Here is a 22,237-nt window from a genome sequence, read left to right as displayed (position 1 = left end):
GGAATAGACATGAGTACAAGAAACTCTTCACGTTTTACGCCTATCATCATAGCTATCAGCGTGGTGGCCGGTATTCTTATCGGTACATTTTATGCCAAGCACTTCGCCGGCAACCGTCTGGGTATCATCAACGGTTCTTCCAACAAGCTGAATGCGCTGTTGAGAATCGTAGATGATCAATATGTAGACACCGTAAACATGACCGACCTCGTGGAGAAGGCTATGCCACAGATCCTGGCAGAACTGGACCCGCACTCCACTTACATCCCTGCACAGAATCTCGAAGAAGTCAATTCGGAACTGGAAGGCAGTTTCAGCGGAATCGGTATCCAGTTTACGATACAGAATGATACGATTCATGTGAATGCCGTTATCCAGGGAGGCCCATCTGAAAAAGTGGGACTCATGGCGGGCGACCGCATCGTTAATGTAGACGACAGTTTATTTGTAGGCAAAAAGCTGAACAACGAACTAGCCATGCGCACACTGAAAGGTCCTAAGGGATCGCAGGTGAAACTGGGTGTCAAACGCGTAGGAGAACCGAAATTGCTGGACTTCACCATCACCCGCGGAGACATTCCTCAAAATACAGTAGACGCTGCCTATATGCTGAACGATGATATCGGTTATGTAAAAGTCAGCAAATTCGGACGGACAAGCCACGTAGAATTGCTTAACGCCTTGGCCCAGCTCAATCATAAGAAATGTAAAGGACTGATTATTGACCTTCGCGGCAATACAGGAGGATACATGGAAGCTGCCATCCGCATGGTGAATGAATTCCTGCCCGAAGGTAAACTGATTGTATATACACAAGGACGTAAATATCCCCGTGCGGAAGAATTTGCCAACGGTACGGGCAGTTGCCAGAAAATGCCACTCGTTGTATTGATTGACGAGGGTTCTGCTTCTGCCAGCGAAATCTTTACCGGAGCAATTCAGGATAATGACCGCGGTACAGTGGTAGGACGCCGTTCCTTCGGAAAAGGACTGGTACAACAACCGATTGACTTCAGCGACGGCTCTGCTATCCGCCTGACTATCGCCCGCTATTATACTCCTTCAGGGCGTTGCATCCAACGTCCTTACGAAAGTGGTAAAGACAAGAATTATGAACTAGACATATACAACCGCTACGAACACGGTGAGTTCTTCTCACGCGACAGCATCAAGCTGAACGAAAACGAACGCTATCTCACCAGCCTGGGACGCACTGTTTATGGTGGTGGCGGTATCATGCCGGATGTATTTGTACCACAAGATACTACCGGAGTCACTTCTTATCTCTCATCAGTAATCAACCGCGGACTAACTCTTCAGTTTACTTTCCAGTACACGGACAATAATCGGAAGAAGCTGAGCCAGTATGAAACGGAAGAAGACCTGCTGAATTATCTTCGTCACCAAGGTTTGGTAGAGCAGTTCATCCGCTTTGCCGACTCGAAAGGTGTAAAGAGAAGGAATATTCTGATCCAGAAATCGTATAAACGACTGGAAGCGAATATATACGGCAACATTATCTATAATATGCTGGGACTGGAAGCTTATCTGAAATACTTCAATAAATCGGATGCTACAGTTCAACAAGGTATAGAACTGCTCGAAAAAGGAGAAGCTTTCCCAAAAGCACCCGCCGAGACAGAAGAGGAAGTGACGAAAGACAATAAAGATGGAAAGAAAAAAAGAACTGCGCAAGCTTATGGCATCACTGAAGATCCGACACGCATCTTCGACTTTGCAGAAGCTACAATCAGCTAAAATACTTGCCGCCCTCGAAGCCCACCCGGCTTTCAGGGCGGCAACTACTGTATTGCTCTACCATTCGCTCAAAGATGAAGTAGACACGCATGCGTTTATCCGGAAATGGAGCAATGAGAAGCGGATATTGCTTCCGGTAGTTGTCGGTGATGAATTGGAATTACGCCTCTATACCGGTCCCGAGGATATGGCAACCGGCACTTACGGCATCGAAGAGCCTGTTGGAGAAACATTCACAGACTATGCAGACATAGACTTTATTGCCGTTCCCGGTGTAGCTTTCGACCGGAAAGGAAACCGGCTGGGAAGGGGAAAAGGCTATTATGACCGTTTGCTGCCACGTATCCCCGCAGCTTATAAAGCAGGCATCTGCTTCCCATTTCAAATAGTAGAAGAAGTTCCGGCAGAAGCATTCGACATCTGCATGGACATAATTATAACAAGTAATGAGGACGAATTATCACACCCACACCACCCGCTGCCTCCATGCGACAGGGAGTGACGAAGAATTTGTTTTAAGCGCCATCAAAGGCGGCTATCAGGAACTTGGTTTCTCTGACCACACACCATGGGAATACCATACCGATTATGTATCCGACATCCGGATGACTCCCGAAGAACTGCCGGAGTATGTAGAAAGCCTCCGCTCGCTACAAAAGAAATATAAAGATCAAATCAGCATTAAAATCGGCTTGGAATGTGAATATTTTCCGGAGTATATTCCCTGGCTGAAAGGAGTTATCAAGGAGTATCAACTGGATTACATCATCTTCGGCAACCACCATTTCCATACAGATGAGAAGTTTCCTTATTTCGGGCGAAATACCCATACGGTAGATATGCTTGAACTTTATGAAGAGAGTGCGATTGAAGGGATGGAAAGCGGCTTGTTTGCCTATCTGGCACATCCCGACCTGTTCATGCGTTCATATCCTGAATTCGACCGTCATTGTAAACTTGTCAGCAGACACATCTGCCGGACAGCAGCCCGCTTGAACCTGCCCCTGGAATATAATATAGGTTACGAAGACTACAACGATGAACATGGAATAACAACCATTCCCCACCCTGCTTTTTGGGAAATAGCAGCACACGAAGGCTGCACCGCCATTATCGGAGTGGATGCCCACAACAACCAATATCTTGAAACTCCGTTCTACTATGACCGGGCAAATGAGACTCTCCAAAAGCTGGGGATGAAAGTGACAGACAGAATTCCTTTCCTCAACGAAAAATAATGTTTGTGATAACCGTAGCCCCTACTCTCTGATTCAGAGTACGCACCAGAAGTTCCCGTCCCATCATCAGTTCCTGACGAAGGGCGGCGGAAGTGAGATGTACATACAGCGTCTGGTTACGGATATAGAGATTACTGGTATAGCTTGCCGCCGGTCCCAACACCTGCGGCCAGGCATCCAGCAACCGCTGCTCATTGAGAGGAGACTCCAGACTCTCCTGACGCAGGTATTGCTGAATCAGTTTTCCTATCTGCTCGGCATCGTTACGTTTCATTGTTCAGCTCCCATTTCATTAATTACACCCTGATCTACGCGAAATACTTTATAATCGCTGCCTACCTTCTGCAGAATACGATCCAGATGTTCACGGTTAGTATCCGTAATAAATATCTGTCCGAAGTTATCACCAGCCACCAGCTTGACAATCTGCTCTACCCGCGAAGCATCCAGTTTATCAAAAATATCATCCAACAGCAATAAAGGGACGGTCTGCCCCGTACGTTTCAAGAAGTCGAACTGTGCCAGCTTCAACGCTACCAGATACGTTTTATTCTGTCCCTGCGAACCTTCCTTCTTGATCGGAAAGTCGCCCAACAGCATATTCAGTTCATCTTTATGAATTCCCCGCAAAGAGAATCCCATAATCTTATCCCGTTCCCGGCTTTGCTTCAGAACTTCCAGTAAAGAAGCATCCCGTGCATGCGAATCATAAGACAGACCCACCTGTTCTTTATCCTGGGAAATAAAAGAATAAAACGACTGGAAAATAGGAATAAACTCTTCGATAAACGCCTCCCGCTTGCGAAAAACAATTTCACCCGCTTGCGCCATCATCTCCTCCCAAACCAGGAACAATTCCTCTTCTACCGGAAATTCACTTTTTAATAAGGTATTACGCTGTGCCAATGCCTTATTATAGCGTATCAATGCTTCCAGATATTCCTTATCATACTGAGAGATCACGACGTCCATAAAGCGGCGCCGTTCGTCACTTCCTCCGGCTATCAACTCCGAATCGGCAGGCGAAACCATCACTAACGGCAGAAAGCCGATATGATCGGAAAAGCGGCTATACTCCTTTTTATTCCGTTTGAATTGCTTTTTCGAACGACGCTTCATTCCGCAGTAAATCTCCTCTGGTGTGCCATCTTCCGCCTCATAAAAGCCCTGAATAACAAAGAAATCCTGTTCGTGCCGAATGTTCTGCGAATCAATCGGATTACCCGAACTCTTGCAGAAAGATAAAAAGTACACTGCATCCAGCAGATTCGTCTTTCCCATCCCGTTCTGTCCGAAGAAACAATTCAGTTTGGCGGAGAATCCGATCTCTACCTGTTCCAGATTCTTATAGTTTAATATGGATATCCGTTTCAGTATCATTGTATACGCGTTAATTTGTTCACAAAAGTAGCAAGTTTTTCGAGGTTTTCGAGCGTAAAACAAAAAAAGATGCCTCTAAATTTCGTTTGTAGATATAAAAAAACTACTTTTGCGAGTCGAATTATCAAACGATGAATAATAACAAAAAGAATCATATAAAAATGGCAGAACAAAAGAATCAGAACGAACATCTGAACGTAGAAGATGCACTGACACAATCGGAAGCATTTCTTGTTAAGTACAAAAACGCAATCATCGGCGGTGTTGTAGCCGTGATTATCATCGTAGCAGGTTTTATCATGTACAAGAACCTCTATGCTGAGCCACGTGAAGAAAAGGCACAGGCTGCTCTTTTCAAAGGACAGGAATACTTTGAACAAGATGCTTATGAACAAGCACTGAACGGTGATAGTATTGGTTATGTAGGTTTCCTCAAAGTTGCCGACGAATATAGCGGAACAAAAGCCGCTAATCTGGCAAAAGCATATGCAGGAATCTGCTACGCACAACTGGGTAAATATGACGAAGCAGTAAAGATGCTCGACGGCTTCAACGGAGGCGACCAGATGGTAGCTCCCGCTATCCTCGGCGCAACAGGAAACTGCTACGCACAACTGGGTCAGCTGGACAAAGCCGCTTCTACCCTGCTCTCTGCAGCAGACAAAGCTGACAATAACTCATTAAGCCCTATCTTCCTGATGCAAGCCGGTGAAATTCTGGTGAAACAAGGAAAGTATGATGATGCCGTTAATGCCTACACTAAGATCAAGGACAAATACTTCCAGTCTTACCAGGCTATGGACATCGACAAGTACATCGAACAGGCTAAATTGATGAAGAAATAATATACCTTATTATATATAATATAAGGTTAGGCACGGATTACACGGATTTCACGGTTTTTAGTACGCACAATATGTACTAATGCAATTATGCGAAGCTACCGTGAAATCCGTGTAATCCGTGCCTTTTTAAAATCATGTATTTATAACCCACTTTAATTACTACAATTATGGCAACAGCATACCATAACTTATCCGAATACGATTTCAACTCTGTACCAAACGCTGAAAACATGAAATTCGGCATCGTCGTATCCGAATGGAATTTCAATATTACCGGAGCCTTATTGAACGGCGCAGTCAATACATTAAAAAAACATGGAGTGAAAGATGAAAATATTCTGGTAAAAACTGTACCGGGAAGTTTCGAACTAACTTTCGGCGCCAATCAAATGATGGAAAATTGCGATGTGGATGCAATTATTGCAATCGGTTGTGTAATTAAAGGAGATACTCCACATTTTGATTATGTTTGTATGGGAGCGACTCAAGGAATTACCGAATTAAACGCAACTGGCGACATACCAGTCATTTACGGATTAATTACCACCAATACAATGGAGCAAGCAGAGGATCGTGCCGGTGGCAAACTGGGTAACAAAGGAGATGAATGTGCAATTTCTGCAATAAAAATGATCGATTTTGTTTGGAGTTTAAATAAATAGTTGTATCTTTGCACCGCAATTGAGAAACAAACCTCCTCAAAAGCACAAAAGGGCAAATACCAGAGTGGCCAAATGGGGCAGACTGTAAATCTGCTGGCTTACGCCTTCGGTGGTTCGAATCCATCTTTGCCCACAAAAATTGCGGAAGTAGCTCAGTTGATAGAGCATTAGCCTTCCAAGCTGAGGGTCGCGGGTTTGAGCCCCGTCTTCCGCTCTTCAAAGAGAATCTGAGAAATTAGATTCTCTTTTTTGTATAACTTTAAACCTCTAAGAACATGGAAGATTCTCCAACGCAATCACACGTACTGCAATTGGCACACCCCCCTATCCCAATTGTCCGCATCGGAATCATAGGATTGGGGAATCGAGGGCTACTCACCCTGCAACGTTATCTGCAAATAGAAGGAACCGAAATCAAAGCTCTCAGCGAAATCAGGGAAGGTAACTTGAACAAAGCCCAACTCATACTCAAAGAAGCAAAGCACCCCGAAGCCACGGGATATACCGGACCAGGCGGCTGGCGAAAGATGTGTGAATGCAACGATCTGGATTTAATTTTTATCTGTACAGACTGGCTCACTCACACCCCAATGGCAACCTATGCAATGGAATGCGGCAAACATGTAGCTATCGAAGTTCCTGCCGCCATGAATATAGCCGAATGCTGGCAACTGGTCGATACAGCAGAAAAGACAAGACGCCACTGTATCATGCTGGAAAATTGCTGTTATGACCCTTTTGCCCTGACTACTCTCGAAATGGCACGTCAAGGTGTACTCGGAGAAATAATGCATGTAGAAGGAGCGTATATTCACGATCTCCGTTCCATGTATTTTGCCGAAGAGAGCGAAGGCGGTTACCACAATCACTGGGGAAAAAGATACAGTATCGAACATACAGGCAATCCCTACCCCACCCACGGACTGGGACCTGCATGTCAGATTCTCGACATCCACCGCAATGACAGAATGGAATATCTCGTATCCATGTCCACCCATCAGGCCGGCATGAGCGAGTATGCGCGGAAAAGATTCGGAGAGAACTCACCGGAAGCCCGTCAGAAGTATAAGCTGGGAGATGTCAACACCACGCTTATCCATACCGCCAAAGGAAAAACGATCATGCTTCAGTATAATGTTTCTACTCCCCGCCCTTACAGTCGCCTGCAAACAGTATGCGGTACACTCGGCTTTGCACAAAAATATCCGGTACCATGCATTGCCCTGGATTCTCATGGAGATACTCCGCTTGAAGGCGAAGCACTGGAGACAGTATTAACTCGCTATAAACACCCTTTTAGCGCCACCATCGGCGAGGAAGCACATCGTAAAGGATTACCGAACGAAATGAACTATGTAATGGATTATCGGTTAATATATTGCCTGCGCAACGGACTGCCCCTTGACATGGACGTTTATGATGCAGCCGAATGGTCGTGTATCACCGAATTAAGCGAGAAGTCAGTATTGAACGGAAGTATTCCTGTAGAAATACCGGATTTCACCAGAGGTGTCTGGAAAAAACACAAACATTAGATTTTACCTATTTACCCCAATTAAACTATAAAAAAACACATGAGAACATTCCTATCATTAAAGACATGCTTACTATCTGCACTTTTACTTTGCGTAAACAGCATTGCAGCAAGCAAGATTATTTCCGTATCTGATTTCGGTTTGAAACCCGACAGCCGTATCAACGCAGTTCCATTTATACAAAAGGCAATCGATGCTTGCAAGCAACATCCCGGTTCCACGCTTGTTTTCCCAAAAGGAAGATATGACTTCTGGGCACAACATGCTATCGAAAAAGATTATTACGAAACGAACACCTACGATGTTAATCCCAAAATTCTCGCCGTGCTATTGGAGCAGATCAATGATCTGACGATTGACGGTAATGGTTCTGAGTTTATTATGCATGGACGGATGCAACCATTCACTTTGGATCATTGCCGGAACATTACTTTAAAGAATTTCTCCGTCGATTGGGAAATCCCATTAACTGCGCAAGGTATTGTCACTCAATCTACCTCCGAATACCTTGAGATCGAAATCGACTCCCACCAATATCCTTATATCATAGAAAACAAACGACTGACTTTTGTCGGCGAAGGATGGAAAAGCAGTCTTTGGGCGATCATGCAGTTTGATCCCGACACCCATCTCGTCCTGCCAAATACAGGTGATAACTTAGGCTGGCGCTCATACGATGCAACAGAAATAAACCCCGGATTAATACGCTTATCCGATCCTAAAAAGGAGGCTGATAAATTCTTCCCTGCGCCGGGTACGGTCCTTGTGTTACGACACAGCACCAGAGATCACGCCGGTATCTTCATTTACCACAGTATGGATACAAAGCTAGAGAACGTAAAGCTATTCCATACCTGCGGACTGGGAATTCTGTCACAATATAGCAAGAATATCTCTTTCAATGATGTACATATCATCCCTAACACTTCCAAGAAACGTGTGCTGAGCGGACATGACGACGGTTTCCACTTCATGGGATGCAGCGGATTACTCAAGATTGAGAACTGTAGTTGGGCAGGATTGATGGATGACCCTATTAACATCCATGGAACATGTTCCCGTATTATGGAAGTTCTTTCTCCTACCCGTATCAAATGCAAGTTCATGCAAGACATGAGTGAAGGGATGGAATGGGGACGCCCAGACGAAACAATCGGATTTATAGAGCATAAAACCATGCGTACCGTAGCTACCGGTAAAATGAATAAATTTGAAGCACTGAATAAAGCTGAATTTATCATCGAATTATCAGTACCACTTCCAGCCGGAGTGGAAGCCGGATATGTAATAGAGAATCTGACCTGCACACCTGATGCAGAAATACGCAACTGCCATTTCGGAAGTTGCCGGGCACGTGGTCTGCTTGTATCTACTCCCGGCAAGGTTATTATCGAGAACAATGTATTCGAATCCAGCGGCTCTGCCATTCTGATTGCCGGAGACGCAAACGCATGGTATGAATCAGGAGCTGTCAAAGATGTGCTGATACGCAACAATGATTTCCGTTACCCTTGCAATTCTTCAATTTATCAATTCTGTGAAGCTGTGATTAGCATTGACCCGGAAATACCGACACCGGAACAGAAGTACCCCTATCATCGCAATATCCGCATTATGGATAATACCTTCCACCTATTTGATTATCCGATACTCTTCGCACGTTCGGTAAACGGGCTCACCTTCTCCTCCAATACACTCATACGTGATACGACTTACCAGCCTTATCACTATCGCAAAGAAGGTATTACGCTGGAAGCATGTAAATCTGTAGTTATTTCAAACAATAAGATTGAAGGGGATGTATTAGGACGTATTGTTACAATTGAAAAGATGAAACCTTCGGATGTCAAGATTAGCAAGAATCCTTTCTTTAAACTGAAAAAATAAGAAACACCATATAGCCAATTAAACGTATTCAGACTCAAGCATGGGTATGAATACGTTTGAGCCTTTATCCCATAAATACGACAAATAAAGGAAGGTTCTCTTTGATGAACTTCAATGCTAATGTTATCTGCCGTTCTATTGCTTTTTCACTGACTGCACAACGTTCCGCGATTTCCCGATTAGATAGATGCTCTTCGCGGCTCATTCTAAAGATCTGCTGTCGTCTGGCCGGAAGTTGCGAAATCAATTTATCAATATAGTTCTTCAAATCAGCAGCATCCAATTCCTCTTCTATATCATAAGAATTTTCAAGTCCTTTCAGAACTGTCATTTTAAAATTCAGCTCGTTAAAATGTCTACGCGAATAATTGAATATAATATTACGGGTAATCATAAAAAGCAACCCATCAAAATTCTTGGTAATATCAAGAAACTCTTTGGACTCCCAAACTTTCACAAAAACATCCTGAACTACTTCTGAAATCACGGAAGATGAAGTGATATAAAGTCGTGCAAAGTTATAAACCTTCAGCCAATAAAGGTCATACAGCAAAGAAAATGCAGCCGCATCTCCCGCTTTTACCTTTTCCAGAATTATTGTCTCCTCCATCTCTTTTCAATTGTGTTACAAAAATAAAGAAATAACTATTAACCGCAACATTTTTTTTGATTTTTATTTATAATAAAGTTACCTTTTTTCCTTTAATAATGTCTTCAAAATCTATTCTAATTATTAATTTCAACTAAGTTCTGTTAGAACTAAGATAAAAAAATGACTTTTCGAAAAAAAAACTTCTTTTTAATTGGGTGGTAGTATATTGATTATTAAGTTGTTGTGGTTTTAATAATAATTTTGCTATTTTTTTTATCGAAGGGATGTGGGGATAGACTTAACTCAAGTGTATTTATAATATACGAGTAATAATAAATAGAATAATAACAAAGTAAGATAGGATGGATAAAGATACAAAGATGAGTTTGATTAAAGGTTTGCTGGCAGGACAGCTGACTAAAAAGCAGCGAAGGAGCTATGCTGACCTGGAATCAGTGGATAGAGAACTTAAAATACAATGGAATGAATCAGAAAATAAAGCTATAGATTTTAAAATAAAAGAACAGATCTGGGAAAAAGTAAAAGCAAGATGTGTAGATAGGAAAAGAAACAAAGTTCTAACAGAACTAAGATGGCATTTTGCCGTAGCTTCACTTGCTCTTTTACTAACAATAGGAGGATTTTGGATGAATTCAATCAGAGATAATATTAACGACGAATTTATAAAGGTGATAGCACAACAAAACCAAATGCACGTTTTACCGGATAGTACAAAAGTATGGATGGAATCAGGTAGTTCCATTAAATACACAAAAGCCTTCAACAAAAAAAGAGAAGTATGGTTAGAAGGCAACTCATTTTTTGAGGTATATAAACATGAAGGCAGTTTCTTCCAAGTACATATTAATAAAGCTTTTATAGAAGTAAAGGGAACCTGTTTCCAAATCAAGCAAACTAATGCTGAAAAAAATGAAATCACGCTGTTTCATGGTAAAATTGAATTCAATGTAGAATCTACAGGAGAGAAAATTATCATGTCTCCATCGCAAAAGGTAATGTATAATCCAAACAATGCACAAACATTAGTTGAGAATGTTATGGATATCAATTGGAAGGACGGAAGATACAACTTCAAAGAAACCCCATTATCCCAGCTCATTTCGATTATAAATCAAATATACCAATCAAATATAATTCTAGAAGGAAAGTTTACTAAACAGCCTTCATTCACAGGCAGCATCCGTTATGATGAAACATTGGATGACGTGATAGATAAACTCTGTTTCAGCCTTAACCTTACATACAAAAAACAGAATAGAAAAATAGTAATATATAATTAACCATATTTCTAATAATTAACCCAATATTTAACCTCACAACAAGTTAAATCATGAAAAAAAATCACAGTTGTTACCGGAGGCGATATCTGAAGCATATCGCACTCGTTTTGCTCTTTTACCCCTTGTCCGCTCTTGGAGCTCAAGGACACATATCTATCAAGGGGCAATCAATCACTATTATGCAAGCTATCCAGCTTATAGAAAAAAACAGCGACTACACGTTCTTCTACAATGCAGCAGATCTCGAAGACAAACAACGGAAAGACATTAATTGTAATGGTCCTATTGACGAGATTCTGGATGAAGTTTTCAAAGACAGCGGTATTAGCTATATCGTAAAAAACAAAGAGGTTATTCTTAACGTACAAAAAACGAATAACACCCAACAAAAGAAAAAACGTACTGTAACCGGTACTATTATAGACGCAGTGGACGATAGCCCCATCATTGGAGCTAACATCACGATTAAAGGTGACAAGAACACCGGTACAATCTCGGATATTGATGGTAATTTTAGTCTTTCCATACCCGACAATAAGACGATCCTTGTCGTAACTTACATCGGATATAAAACTCGCGAAGTTCCTGTAGAAGATCTAGGGAATATCAAAATTGTACTGGAAGGAGACGATCATACCTTGAATGAAGTTGTCGTAGTCGGTTCCGGTACCCAAAAGAAGGTCAGCGTAACAGGAGCTATCACAAGTATAAAAGGTGCCAGCCTCAAGCTGCCGTCATCTACTTTATCCAATTCATTTGCCGGAAAGTTGGCGGGTGTCATCGCAAAAACAAATTCCGGAGAGCCTGGCTCCGGTGCCGAATTTTACATTCGCGGTATCGGTACTTTCGGTGGACGAGCAACTCCTCTGATTTTACTGGATGATGTAGAAATATCATCCGGTGACCTTAATTATGTGCCGGCCGAGAATATTGAAAGTTTCTCTATCCTTAAAGATGCATCTGCCACCGCTATCTATGGTTCACGCGGAGCTAACGGTGTAATGATCGTCACAACTAAAGGCGGAGAATACAATAGTAAAACATCCATCAACGTTACAGCAGAAAATTCTTTCAACTACTTAGACAAGTTCCCGGAATTTGTGGACGGATCTACTTATATGGATATGTATAATAAAGCTTCATTAGCCAGAAACTCTTCCGCTACACCCAAATACAGTGCTACAGACATGGAACGTACGGCATCCGGAGTCAACCCATACCTATACCCCGATGTAAACTGGCAAGACGTATTGTTTAAAAACATGAGTATGCGCCAACGTGCCAACGTCAACATTTCCGGTGGTGGTTCTAAAGTTAAATATTACATGAGTTTGGATGTCAGCCATGATTCAGGCTTGCTGAACACAGGGAAAGCATATTCATGGAACAACAATATTAATATAATGAACTATACCTTCCAGAATAATATTGCTTATAAACTGACGCCGACGACGACAATCAAAATGAATATGAACGCTCAGATCCGTCAGAAAAAAAGCCCGAATGTATCAAGCGAGGATTTGTTCAAACAGATTCTGACTACTACCCCCATAGAATTTCCGGTTACTTATCCAAGTCAAGACGGGCGTATCATGTACGGCAACAACATCATCTCAGGAAGTACCTTATACACGAACCCCTATGCCAGGATGATGACATCATTTGCCGAAACGAACGAAAATACACTTAACACAGTTATCAAGATAGATCAGGATTTGGATTTTATCACTAAAGGGCTTAAAATTAATGCTTTTGTAAATTTCAAAACCTGGTCAAGTTCTTACTTTGATCGTAGCATTGCTCCTTATTATTATCGCATAAAAAGCGGAAGCTACGATGAAACCGACCTGGAAAATACGAATTATGAATTGGAACTGCTAAATTCGAATGGCAGCGATTATATCAGTCAGTCGGCTATCGGAAAGTCATCCGACCAAACATTTGAATTACAGTTCAACCTAAACTATGCCCGTCAATTCGGTCTGCATAATGTAGGTGCCATGTTACTCTACAAACAACGCGAATACAGAAGCGATGTGTTACCCAACCGTAATCAAGGCCTTTCCGGACGTCTTACTTATGATTACGGACAACGCTATCTGTTTGAGTTTAACTTCGGTTACAACGGGACCGAACGTCTGGCCAAAGAAGACCGTTTCGAATTCTTCCCTGCCGTGTCTTTAGGATGGGTGATAAGCAATGAAGCTTTCTTCGAACCAATGAAAAATGTAGTGGACAATCTCAAAATCAGAGGTTCCTACGGTCTTGTAGGTAGCGACGATCTGGCAACAGCCGGCGGAAGTTATTACCTGTATATAGACAAGATTACAAACAACGACCTGTCTTATCTGAAATGGACTTCCGGACAAAATATGGACTACCAATTAGGAGGTCCTCAGATGGCATACTACGCCATGTCCGGTTTGGGATGGGAAAAAGTAAAGAAGCTCGATATCGGTATTGATTTTACATTGTTCCGAAACTGGACATTTACCTTCGATTATTTCTACGACAAGCGTTATGACATCTTCATGAACCGTGAAGCATGGCCACAATCGCTGGCTTATCATATTGCCAAACCTTGGAGTAATATTGGTAAAATGGATAATAAAGGAGTGGAATTCAGTATTAATTATGCCAATAACTTCTCCAAAGATTTGTCTGTCAGTCTACAGGCAAACTTCACCTACAACAAAAATAAAATGGTCTATGTGGATGAACCGGAATATCCGACTATATGGAAGTCAGAAACCGGAAAACCTTATTCACGCATTACCGGCTACATAGCAGAAGGCTTATTCAAGTCACAAGAAGAAATAGATAACAGCCCTGCCCAGAATTTGGGTTCTACACCCAAGGTCGGAGATATTAAATATCGTGACCTTAACGGTGATGGTATCATTGATTCGGATGACCAGACGATGATCTCCAAATATGGAAGTACTCCACGCTTACAATACGGATTTGGCGGAACTGTCAACTACAAAAAGTTTGATTTTGGTGTCTTCTTCAGTGGCTCTGCTCTGCGTTCTATCATGACAAACGGTATTGACCCTTTCCAAGAAGGAATAGCCGTCGGTAACAGAAATGTATTAAAATATATAGCCGATAATTACTGGTCGGAAGAAAAACAGAATTGGGATGCCAAATATCCTCGTTTGGGACTACTTGCAACAGACGTTGCCAACAATACAGTGAACAGTAGTTACTGGTTGAGAAATGGTTCTTTCCTCCGATTGAAGAATGTAGAAGTAGGATATAAGATACCTTACGGACGTATTTTCGTCAGCGCAGCCAATCTATTCACCTTTAGTCCGTTTGACCTTTGGGATCCTGAACTGTCTTCTTGGAACAGTTATCCTATGCAAAAAACTGTCAATGTCGGAATTCAACTTCAGTTCTAATTTATTATGAGAAAAAATATGAAACTAACACGCATCTTTCAAAATATAAGTATAGCAGTTATTATCACTGCATTGGGCTTAACCTCATGTGATTATCTAGACGTCGTTCCACCCGAACAACCCAATATCGATGACGCAATGTCAAGCCCCACCCGAGCTTTAGGATTTCTTTATTCCTGTTATGGAGGTGTCAGTACAGACTTACCCAGTGCCTATCTGGGGGAAATAAACTCTACGACAGACGAATATGTATTACCTTATTCATGGAACACAGACGGTTATTGGGGCGCCTATGCATTTAACACTGCATCATCCACTAACCAAGACTGGCTATGGGGAACTACTTACCAATATATAGGACAATGTTATCTGTTTTTACAAAAGTTGGAAAATGCGGGAAGCGACATTGCATCTGATGCAGAAAAGGAACAATGGAGAGCCGAATGCCAATTCCTGGTAGCTTATTACCACTTCGCTACTTTAAGAAGATATGGTCCCATCCCAATTACAGACTCGTACATTCCGATGGATACCCCAACGTCAGAGTATAATGGACGTTTTCACTTTGACTATTGTGTAGACTGGATTGCGAACCAGCTGGATGAAGCCGCCAAAGTACTTCCTGCCAACCGCACCGTTACCAATGAATGGGGTCGCGCTACATCTACTATAGCTAAAGCTGTAAAAGCACGTTTGTTACTTTATGCCGCATCTCCTTTATGGAACGGAAGTTTCCCCTACCCTAACTGGCAGAATGAGAATTTCGAGACTCCGGGTTACGGTAAAGCTTTGGTAAGCAATACTTATGACAAGAGCAAATGGGAAAGAGCACTGGCCGCATGTCAGGAAGCACTTACATTAGCTACAACTTCCGGTGACCGTGAACTTTACGATGACGACGAATATTACTCCCGACAATCCCTGAACTTACCTTTTGTTCCCGGAGTAGCAGACGTGGAAGATAATAAAGAATTCCTGAAAAACGTAATGAAGATGCGCTATGCCGTAAGTACACGTGAATCTGAAGGAAACAAAGAAATTATCTGGGGATTATCCAACCAGTTTGATTTTTATTCCCGTTATCCGCTTCGTATTCTGAAGAAATCGGATGGAACATGGCATGCTGGTTATAGTGGTGTATCTCCTACATTATATACGTTCGAACATTTCTATACAGCTAACGGGAAACTACCTGAAAAAGACCTTGACTTTACTCCTTCCTCTGAATGGTTTGAGTCAGCAGGTATCTCTTCACGGGAAGACATTATCAAATTGAATGTGGGTCGTGAACCTCGTTTCTATGCATGGATGGCTTTTGACGGTGGTGACTACGGAACTAAATTTGCGGCCGGTTCTCCTCTGAAACTGGAAATGAGGAATTCGGAAATGCACGGTTACAATCCGTCTCTATTTAATCGTGACCATAGTGTCACAGGGTTCCTGACACAAAAGTTTGTTGATCCGGTAACTGAATTCTATACAGCCGGCGGTTCTACAAGCGGAACAAGCGCACCTACTATCTTATTCCGCCTGGCCGAACTCTACCTAAACGTAGCAGAATGCCATGCAGCATTAGGAAATACACAGGAAGCCATTGATGCACTAAATCCTGTTCGTGAACGTGCCGGAATCCCTAAATTAACATTGGCTGATATCACAAATAATATGACAATAAAAGACTGGGTACACAATGAACGTTTTGTTGAATTATGGAACGAAGGTCACCGCTTCTTCGATGTCCGCCGTTGGGCAGAAGGAGCCAAGTACTTTGGAGCAAACAAACGGGAAGGATTGAATGCAGAAGTTCAAAGTCCCACATTCGAAGAATTTAATAAACGAACTACAGTTGATGCACCTTATGTGTGGGAAAACCGCATGTACCTGAATCCGGTATTCTACAACGAAGTATACAAAAATCCGCAAATGGTACAAGCACCCGGATATTAATTATTTTTTATTCATTCATAACAATATAGAATATATATGAAACATATATCAATAGCATTGTGTTTGTGCGGGATGATTCTGATGAATACTTCCTGCGACAATTATGACGATACCTATCCGCAGGAATATGAGAAAATACTATCACTGCAGACCACCGGTGAGCAAGCCGTAGATCTTTATAAAACAGGAGAGGCTACTAACTATTCAATAACGGTCATTAAATCCGGAAGTCAACCCACATTGACAGCTTCTGCCCATATCGGTGCAATGGATGCAGTCAATTTTGAGAAGTATATCTCCGAGAGAGGTTTGGACTATGTGGCAATGCCTGCCAATTGTTATTCGTTCAACATGGAAGAACTCGATTATTCTTCTGCTGAAACCTATAAGATCATCAATTTACAGTTGAATACCAACGAGATAGAAATCTTTGAGCAGACTCTTGAAGAGGGACAAACGTGTGTCCTTCCAATCATGCTGACCAGTACATCCGATTCCATCCTGGCGGATAAAAACACATTAGTTCTGAAACCGGAGATTATTACTCCCTCTCTTTCAGTCACTGAATCCAGTTCAGGAACCGTGACTAAATATCTGCCCCAAAGTGGAGGCACCATTGCTCTTGATTTAGGATTGCAAGTCGAAAACCAATGGAATTTCACCTGTAAAGTAGCAATTGATGAAACTACTACTACCTTAGAAGGAGCAACGTTGGTTTCGGATATCATCTCATTTGAGCCTGGAAACACATCTTCTGTTCAAGTTAATATCCCTAAGTTTACGAAGACCTCCGGAAATGTGGGTATAAAGATTCTGGAAATTAATGGAAAAGACGGTTTCGAATTCGACACGAATCCATTTATACTGGTTGCATCTGTTGAAAAATACAGTCTGACAGCGGACATGCTTTCCAGTAATGCAATAGAACCGTCAGAAGGTTCCTTAGCTAATTTATTGGATGGAGATATAGGTACCTACTTCCACAGCGCGTGGAGTGTATCAATTGCCGACAAGCATTATGTTCAAGTAAAATTGCCCGTATCAACTAAGACATTCCGTTTCACCTATACAAACAGATCAAATAACGGAAATGCCGCTTTGGCATGGTTCAATTTATATACAGGAACGAATGAGAACAATTTACAACTTTACAAGCGTTTTGCGTGGGATGAAGATGGTCTCCCGTCAGGTGCTGCAGGAGTTTATGTTTCTCCCGACGTTTCAATAGACAATGCTGCCAACACCTTACGCTTTGAATGTGAAAGCAACTGGACCGGTGGTTCCTTCTTTGTATGGAGCGAATTTAGTCTGTTCATACTGTCCGAATAATAAATGAGAGACAAAGGGTGAGTCAGACTTTTGATTCACCCTTTTATACCTCATCTATCTTAAAAACTAATACAGCAAAAAAATGACAATAAAAAGATTCATTACTAACCTGTTAGCCCTTTTTACTCTATTCACAGTTTCACTGGCATGCAAGGATACCGAAAAATCGATTATAAATAGCTCCTTCAGTATCAGTGAAGAATATCTGATACAAAATCTGGATAAATCAAGTACGTCTGTCCAGATTCCAATTAACACATCTATGGAGTTAGCTCAATGGAGTGTCTCTTATGAAGCAAACTGGCTACAATGCTCAAAACAAAAGACAGCAGCAGAAGGAACTTTCCTGAGAATTACAGTGAATGAAAATACAGGCGAAACCAAAAGAACAGCCAACATAAAAGTAACATCAACTACTGCTACCTATACTATCACCGTTAATCAATATGCCAAAGGCGAAGTAATTGTTGAGGGTGACATCAAGGTTACACCAACCGGAGGCAAAGCGAGTGAGCATCAGGAGGGACAGGATATTGAAAATACATATGATGGCAAATTTTCAACTGATGGAGCTGCCCCTTTCCACACTCCGTGGGGACAATCCGCCAAATTCCCTGTCACGCTGGAATACTATTTTAAAGGAGATACGGAAATAGACTACTTAATTTATTATACACGATCCGGTAATGGAAACTTCGGAAAGGTCAAAGTATATACAACAACCAATCCTGACCGATCAGATTATACATTACAGGGAGAATATGACTTTAAAGAGCAGAATGCTCCTTCCAAAGTTTCATTTTCAGAAGGCATAAAAGCGACCGGAATCAAATTCGAAGTATTAAGCGGTCTGGGTGATTTTGTAAGCTGTGATGAAATGGAATTTTACAAAACAAATACGGATAAAACACTGGATAAACAACTTCTTACCGTATTCACCGATATAACTTGTACGGAAATAAAGAACAACGTCACCAACGAACAGATACAAGCTCTGCCAGACTATTTCGTCAGAATAGCAGAAGCGGTTCGTGACAATACATACGACAAATGGGAAAAAGAATTTCGCATTCGCAGCTATGAACCATACAGTAATATTGCTGAATGGGCGGATAAATTAATGACTAAGAAATATAGTGATCTCGACAATCCGACTGGTATATCCGTCAAGGCAGGAGACGATATCATCGTATTGGTTGGTGACACATACGGACAGAATATTTCAATGCAGTGTATTTGGGAAACAGGAACAGAATACAAGCAAACTGCTTCTTCAGGCGATGTCTATATGCTAAATCCCGGAGTCAACAAACTGACTATGAAAGGAGAAGGACAATTGTTTGTCATGTACAACACCGAACTGACTTCAAATACAGCAAAACCCATCAAAATTCACATACCACTCGGAAGTGGCACAGTGAACGGTTTCTTCGACCTGAAAGAACATAAGACAGACGAAAAATACGCTGAATTATTGAAAAAATCAACACACAAATACTTCTGCATACGCGGTGAAAAGATCATGTTCTATTTCCACCGCAACAAATTATTGGAATATGTACCCAACAACATCCTCTCAGCCATCCATCTATGGGATAACATTGTCGGCTGGCAACAAGAATTAATGGGAATTGACGATGTACGCCCATCACAAGTCAACAACCATTTATTTGCCATCTCACCGGAAGGAAGTTATATGTGGGCTTCTGACTATCAAATCGGATTTGTCTATACCTACTTAGGCAATATCTTGTTGGAAGATAATGTAATGGCGGCGGAAGATAACGCGTGGGGACCAGCTCATGAAATTGGCCATGTTCATCAGGCAGCTATTAACTGGGCCAGTTCTACCGAATCATCTAATAATCTGTTCTCTAATTTCATTATCTATAAATTAGGAAAATACAAATCGCGTGGTAACGGGTTAGGAAGCGTTGCAACCGCCCGTTATGCCAACGGGCAGGCTTGGTATAATATGGGAGACGCAACCCACCAGAACGAAGACACAGAAACGCATATGAGAATGAACTGGCAACTATGGATTTACTATCACCGATGCGAATATAAAACAGATTTCTGGCAAACACTTTTCAAACTGATGCGTGAAGTGAATATGACCGAAGGTGAAGATCCCGGGAAAAAGCAACTTGAATTTGCCAAAATGGCAAGTAAAGCCGCCAATCAGAACCTGACAGACTTTTTCGAGATGTGGGGATTCTTCGAACCTGTCAATACGACTATCGAACAGTATGGAACATACAAATACTATGTAAGTGATGCGATGATTCGGGAAGCAAAAGAATACATGGCACAATTCCCTGCCCCGAAACATGCTTTCCAATACATTGAAGACAGAAAGAAAAGTGAGTTTCCATCGAATGACTACCGCTATTCGGCAGTCGGAGATGTCGGATATTACACTCAATTCAAAGAAAATCAGAAGATAACCAAAGCTATCACGGCAGAGCTGGCAGGACGCAAGGTCTCCATCCAAAACGGAGATGAAGCTGTGGCTTTTGAACTCAGAGAGAATGATGAAAATGGAAAATTACTTTATTTTTCTACCTTCACGACTTTCGAGATTCCTTCATCTATATTGATGGTGAATGCCAAATTATATGCCGTACAAGCTGACGGAAAACGTATTCTGTTATAAGAATAATTTAACTTAACACACATTACAGATGTAGAAACGGCATCGCTCACTGTTCGGGCGATGCCGAAAATATCATTATAACATAGCGAATAGTGCGACTCTTTTTCTACCAAAAATATAGACGGGCAATGAAAATATCTACAATAATTACACTGGATTGATTAATTAATTAGTATTTTTGACACCGAAATGAAAAACCAATTAATAACCCCCAATTAAAAATTAAAAGAAAGATGAAGAAACTACTACTTAACACACTCATCGGTCTTGCATTGTTGACCTGCCAGACCAGTTTTGCTCAAAAGACAAAAGCAAAGTTCTCTCCGATTAAAGTAGAAACTCCGGCTCGTCCGGCAAATCAGCAAGATGTAATCCAACTCGTTACTCCTAAACTTGAAACGGTTCGTGTAGGCTTTATCGGATTGGGAATGCGCGGTCCCGGTGCGGTTGAACGCTGGACACATATTCCGGGAACTCAGATTGTAGCTTTATGCGATCTTCTCCCCGAACGTGTTGAAAATGCTCAAAAGATACTGGAGAAAGCCGGTCTGCCGAAAGCAGCTTCCTACGCAGGAGACGAAAAAGCATGGAAAAAGCTCTGCGAACGTGACGATATCGACGTGGTATACATAGCTACAGACTGGAAACACCATGCAGACATGGGTGTATACGCTATGGAACATGGCAAACATGTAGCCATCGAAGTACCTGCCGCTATGACACTGGATGAAATCTGGAAGCTAATCAACACTTCTGAAAAGACTCGCAAACACTGTATGCAACTGGAAAACTGCGTATATGACTTCTTTGAACTGACTTCACTCAATATGGCACAACAAGGTGTATTCGGTGAGGTACTTCACGTAGAAGGTGCTTATATACACAATCTGGAAGACTTCTGGCCGTATTACTGGAACAACTGGCGTATGGACTACAATCAGAAACATCGTGGTGATGTATATGCAACTCATGGTATGGGCCCGGCTTGCCAGGTACTCAATATTCACCGTGGCGACCGTATGAAAACTCTCGTAGCTATGGACACCAAAGCTGTGAACGGTCCGGCATACATTAAAAAGTCTACCGGAAAAGAAGTAAAAGACTTCCAGAACGGAGACCAGACCACAACCCTCATCCGTACGGAGAACGGCAAAACAATGCTGATACAGCACAATGTAATGACTCCCCGTCCTTACAGCCGTATGTACCAGGTAGTTGGAGCTGATGGCTATGCCAGCAAATATCCGATTGAGGAATACTGTCTGAGACCTACACAAGTAGACTCTAATGATGTGCCGAATCACGAAAAGCTGAACGCACACGGTTCTGTATCTGAAGATGTAAAAAAAGCATTGATGGCTAAATACAAAGATCCTATTCACAAAGAACTGGAAGAAACTGCCAAGAAAGTAGGTGGACACGGCGGTATGGATTATATCATGGACTATCGTCTGGTATACTGTCTGCGCAATGGTTTGCCACTGGACATGGACGTTTACGACCTCGCAGAATGGTGTTGTATGGCCGAACTGACCAGACTCTCCATCGAAAACGGTTCTGCTCCGGTAGAAGTTCCTGATTTCACCCGTGGCGGATGGAACAAAGTGCAAGGTTACAGACATGCTTTTGCCGAATAAGCCATTATACCTTATTAATATATAAACTTACGGATAGCCAGACTGGGAAAAAGTCAGGTTATCCGT

General features: G+C 42.0%; 16 protein-coding genes and 2 tRNA genes. 15 read left to right on the top strand and 3 right to left on the bottom strand.

The features are described 5' to 3' along the window. Positions 1–9 precede the first annotated feature (9 nt). From KTR07_RS20005 to KTR07_RS19995, 3 genes are read left to right on the top strand one after another with little or no spacing between them, the layout of a single operon-like run. Positions 10–1,758: a S41 family peptidase gene (locus tag KTR07_RS20005; RefSeq protein ID WP_008764456.1), complete on the top strand. Its 1,749-nt coding sequence runs from the start codon at positions 10–12 to the stop codon at positions 1,756–1,758. Then, the gene (locus tag KTR07_RS20000) at positions 1,736–2,260 is read left to right on the top strand and encodes a 5-formyltetrahydrofolate cyclo-ligase (RefSeq protein ID WP_032813618.1); all 525 of its coding nucleotides are present in this window, start codon (positions 1,736–1,738) and stop codon (positions 2,258–2,260) included. The genes KTR07_RS20005 and KTR07_RS20000 overlap by 23 nt, the downstream gene beginning before the upstream one ends. After that, on the top strand, positions 2,205–2,996 hold the full coding sequence (locus KTR07_RS19995) for a histidinol-phosphatase (RefSeq protein WP_008764454.1): 792 nt from the start codon (positions 2,205–2,207) through the stop codon (positions 2,994–2,996). The genes KTR07_RS20000 and KTR07_RS19995 overlap by 56 nt, the downstream gene beginning before the upstream one ends. Here KTR07_RS19995 and KTR07_RS19990 read toward each other — a convergent pair. Both KTR07_RS19990 and KTR07_RS19985 read right to left on the bottom strand, forming a co-directional pair. Further along, entirely contained in the window at positions 2,983–3,270 is a 288-nt protein-coding gene (locus tag KTR07_RS19990; protein WP_008764453.1) for a DUF721 domain-containing protein, read from the bottom strand. The genes KTR07_RS19995 and KTR07_RS19990 overlap by 14 nt on opposite strands. After that, positions 3,267–4,376: a DNA replication/repair protein RecF gene (locus KTR07_RS19985; RefSeq protein ID WP_008759932.1), complete on the bottom strand. Its 1,110-nt coding sequence runs from the start codon at positions 4,374–4,376 to the stop codon at positions 3,267–3,269. The genes KTR07_RS19990 and KTR07_RS19985 overlap by 4 nt, the downstream gene beginning before the upstream one ends. A 161-nt stretch (positions 4,377–4,537) precedes the next feature. On the opposite strand from KTR07_RS19985, the gene KTR07_RS19980 reads away from it, so the two are divergent. From KTR07_RS19980 to KTR07_RS19955, 6 genes are all read left to right on the top strand, one after another. Further along, entirely contained in the window at positions 4,538–5,221 is a 684-nt protein-coding gene (locus tag KTR07_RS19980) for a tetratricopeptide repeat protein (RefSeq protein WP_008759931.1), read from the top strand. 167 nt (positions 5,222–5,388) lie between these two features. After that, positions 5,389–5,883: a 6,7-dimethyl-8-ribityllumazine synthase gene (ribH, locus tag KTR07_RS19975; protein ID WP_008764452.1), complete on the top strand. Its 495-nt coding sequence runs from the start codon at positions 5,389–5,391 to the stop codon at positions 5,881–5,883. Between the two features lie 50 nt (positions 5,884–5,933). Continuing rightward, positions 5,934–6,016: transfer RNA gene (locus KTR07_RS19970), tRNA-Tyr, on the top strand. Between the two features lie 8 nt (positions 6,017–6,024). Then, positions 6,025–6,097: transfer RNA gene (locus KTR07_RS19965), tRNA-Gly, on the top strand. 61 nt (positions 6,098–6,158) lie between these two features. Beyond that, the gene (locus KTR07_RS19960; RefSeq protein ID WP_008764451.1) at positions 6,159–7,418 is read left to right on the top strand and encodes a Gfo/Idh/MocA family protein; all 1,260 of its coding nucleotides are present in this window, start codon (positions 6,159–6,161) and stop codon (positions 7,416–7,418) included. 39 nt (positions 7,419–7,457) lie between these two features. After that, positions 7,458–9,305, top strand: coding sequence for a right-handed parallel beta-helix repeat-containing protein (locus KTR07_RS19955; protein ID WP_008764450.1), 1,848 nt, complete (start codon positions 7,458–7,460; stop codon positions 9,303–9,305). 64 nt (positions 9,306–9,369) lie between these two features. Here KTR07_RS19955 and KTR07_RS19950 read toward each other — a convergent pair whose 3' ends face one another. Then, positions 9,370–9,915: an RNA polymerase sigma-70 factor gene (locus KTR07_RS19950; RefSeq protein ID WP_008764449.1), complete on the bottom strand. Its 546-nt coding sequence runs from the start codon at positions 9,913–9,915 to the stop codon at positions 9,370–9,372. A 629-nt stretch (positions 9,916–10,544) separates the two neighbouring features. On the opposite strand from KTR07_RS19950, the gene KTR07_RS19945 reads away from it, so the two are divergent. From KTR07_RS19945 to KTR07_RS19920, 6 genes are all read left to right on the top strand, one after another. Beyond that, positions 10,545–11,198 carry a FecR family protein gene (locus tag KTR07_RS19945; RefSeq protein WP_008764448.1) on the top strand — a complete coding sequence of 218 codons (654 nt, stop codon included), beginning with the start codon at positions 10,545–10,547 and terminating at the stop codon, positions 11,196–11,198. Positions 11,199–11,248: 50 nt separating this feature from the next. Continuing rightward, the gene (locus KTR07_RS19940; RefSeq protein WP_217315483.1) at positions 11,249–14,602 is read left to right on the top strand and encodes a TonB-dependent receptor; all 3,354 of its coding nucleotides are present in this window, start codon (positions 11,249–11,251) and stop codon (positions 14,600–14,602) included. 6 nt (positions 14,603–14,608) lie between these two features. After that, positions 14,609–16,549 (top strand): RagB/SusD family nutrient uptake outer membrane protein, encoded by a 1,941-nt coding sequence (locus KTR07_RS19935; protein WP_008764446.1) that lies wholly within the window; start codon positions 14,609–14,611, stop codon positions 16,547–16,549. 36 nt (positions 16,550–16,585) lie between these two features. Further along, a complete protein-coding gene (locus KTR07_RS19930; protein WP_008764445.1) occupies positions 16,586–17,878 on the top strand; it encodes a BT_3987 domain-containing protein in 1,293 nt (430 codons plus the stop codon). 82 nt (positions 17,879–17,960) lie between these two features. Then, entirely contained in the window at positions 17,961–20,534 is a 2,574-nt protein-coding gene (locus tag KTR07_RS19925; RefSeq protein WP_008764444.1) for a M60 family metallopeptidase, read from the top strand. 233 nt (positions 20,535–20,767) lie between these two features. Next, positions 20,768–22,171, top strand: coding sequence for a Gfo/Idh/MocA family protein (locus KTR07_RS19920; protein WP_008759920.1), 1,404 nt, complete (start codon positions 20,768–20,770; stop codon positions 22,169–22,171). Positions 22,172–22,237 lie beyond the last annotated feature (66 nt).

It is taken from the genome of Bacteroides sp. MSK.20.82, from assembly GCF_019052485.1.
GTDB lineage: Bacteria > Bacteroidota > Bacteroidia > Bacteroidales > Bacteroidaceae > Bacteroides > Bacteroides thetaiotaomicron.
Note: the sequence above shows the minus strand (reverse complement) of the source record. Positions and strands in the feature narration are given on the sequence as shown.

Excerpts from the sequence above, each read along its gene's own strand:
- KTR07_RS19955 (WP_008764450.1), top strand. The coding sequence starts at position 7,458 with ATGAGAACATTCCTATCATTAAAGACATGCTTACTATCTGCACTTTTA.
- KTR07_RS19990 (WP_008764453.1), bottom strand. The coding sequence starts at position 3,270 with ATGAAACGTAACGATGCCGAGCAGATAGGAAAACTGATTCAGCAATAC.
- KTR07_RS19995 (WP_008764454.1), top strand. The coding sequence starts at position 2,205 with ATGAGGACGAATTATCACACCCACACCACCCGCTGCCTCCATGCGACA.
- KTR07_RS19945 (WP_008764448.1), top strand. The coding sequence starts at position 10,545 with ATGAATTCAATCAGAGATAATATTAACGACGAATTTATAAAGGTGATA.
- KTR07_RS19940 (WP_217315483.1), top strand. The coding sequence starts at position 11,249 with ATGAAAAAAAATCACAGTTGTTACCGGAGGCGATATCTGAAGCATATC.
- KTR07_RS19985 (WP_008759932.1), bottom strand. The coding sequence starts at position 4,376 with ATGATACTGAAACGGATATCCATATTAAACTATAAGAATCTGGAACAG.
- KTR07_RS19930 (WP_008764445.1), top strand. The coding sequence starts at position 16,586 with ATGAAACATATATCAATAGCATTGTGTTTGTGCGGGATGATTCTGATG.
- KTR07_RS20005 (WP_008764456.1), top strand. The coding sequence starts at position 10 with ATGAGTACAAGAAACTCTTCACGTTTTACGCCTATCATCATAGCTATC.
- KTR07_RS19950 (WP_008764449.1), bottom strand. The coding sequence starts at position 9,915 with ATGGAGGAGACAATAATTCTGGAAAAGGTAAAAGCGGGAGATGCGGCT.
- KTR07_RS19980 (WP_008759931.1), top strand. The coding sequence starts at position 4,538 with ATGGCAGAACAAAAGAATCAGAACGAACATCTGAACGTAGAAGATGCA.
- KTR07_RS19960 (WP_008764451.1), top strand. The coding sequence starts at position 6,159 with ATGGAAGATTCTCCAACGCAATCACACGTACTGCAATTGGCACACCCC.
- KTR07_RS19935 (WP_008764446.1), top strand. The coding sequence starts at position 14,609 with ATGAGAAAAAATATGAAACTAACACGCATCTTTCAAAATATAAGTATA.
- KTR07_RS19920 (WP_008759920.1), top strand. The coding sequence starts at position 20,768 with ATGAAGAAACTACTACTTAACACACTCATCGGTCTTGCATTGTTGACC.
- ribH (WP_008764452.1), top strand. The coding sequence starts at position 5,389 with ATGGCAACAGCATACCATAACTTATCCGAATACGATTTCAACTCTGTA.
- KTR07_RS19925 (WP_008764444.1), top strand. The coding sequence starts at position 17,961 with ATGACAATAAAAAGATTCATTACTAACCTGTTAGCCCTTTTTACTCTA.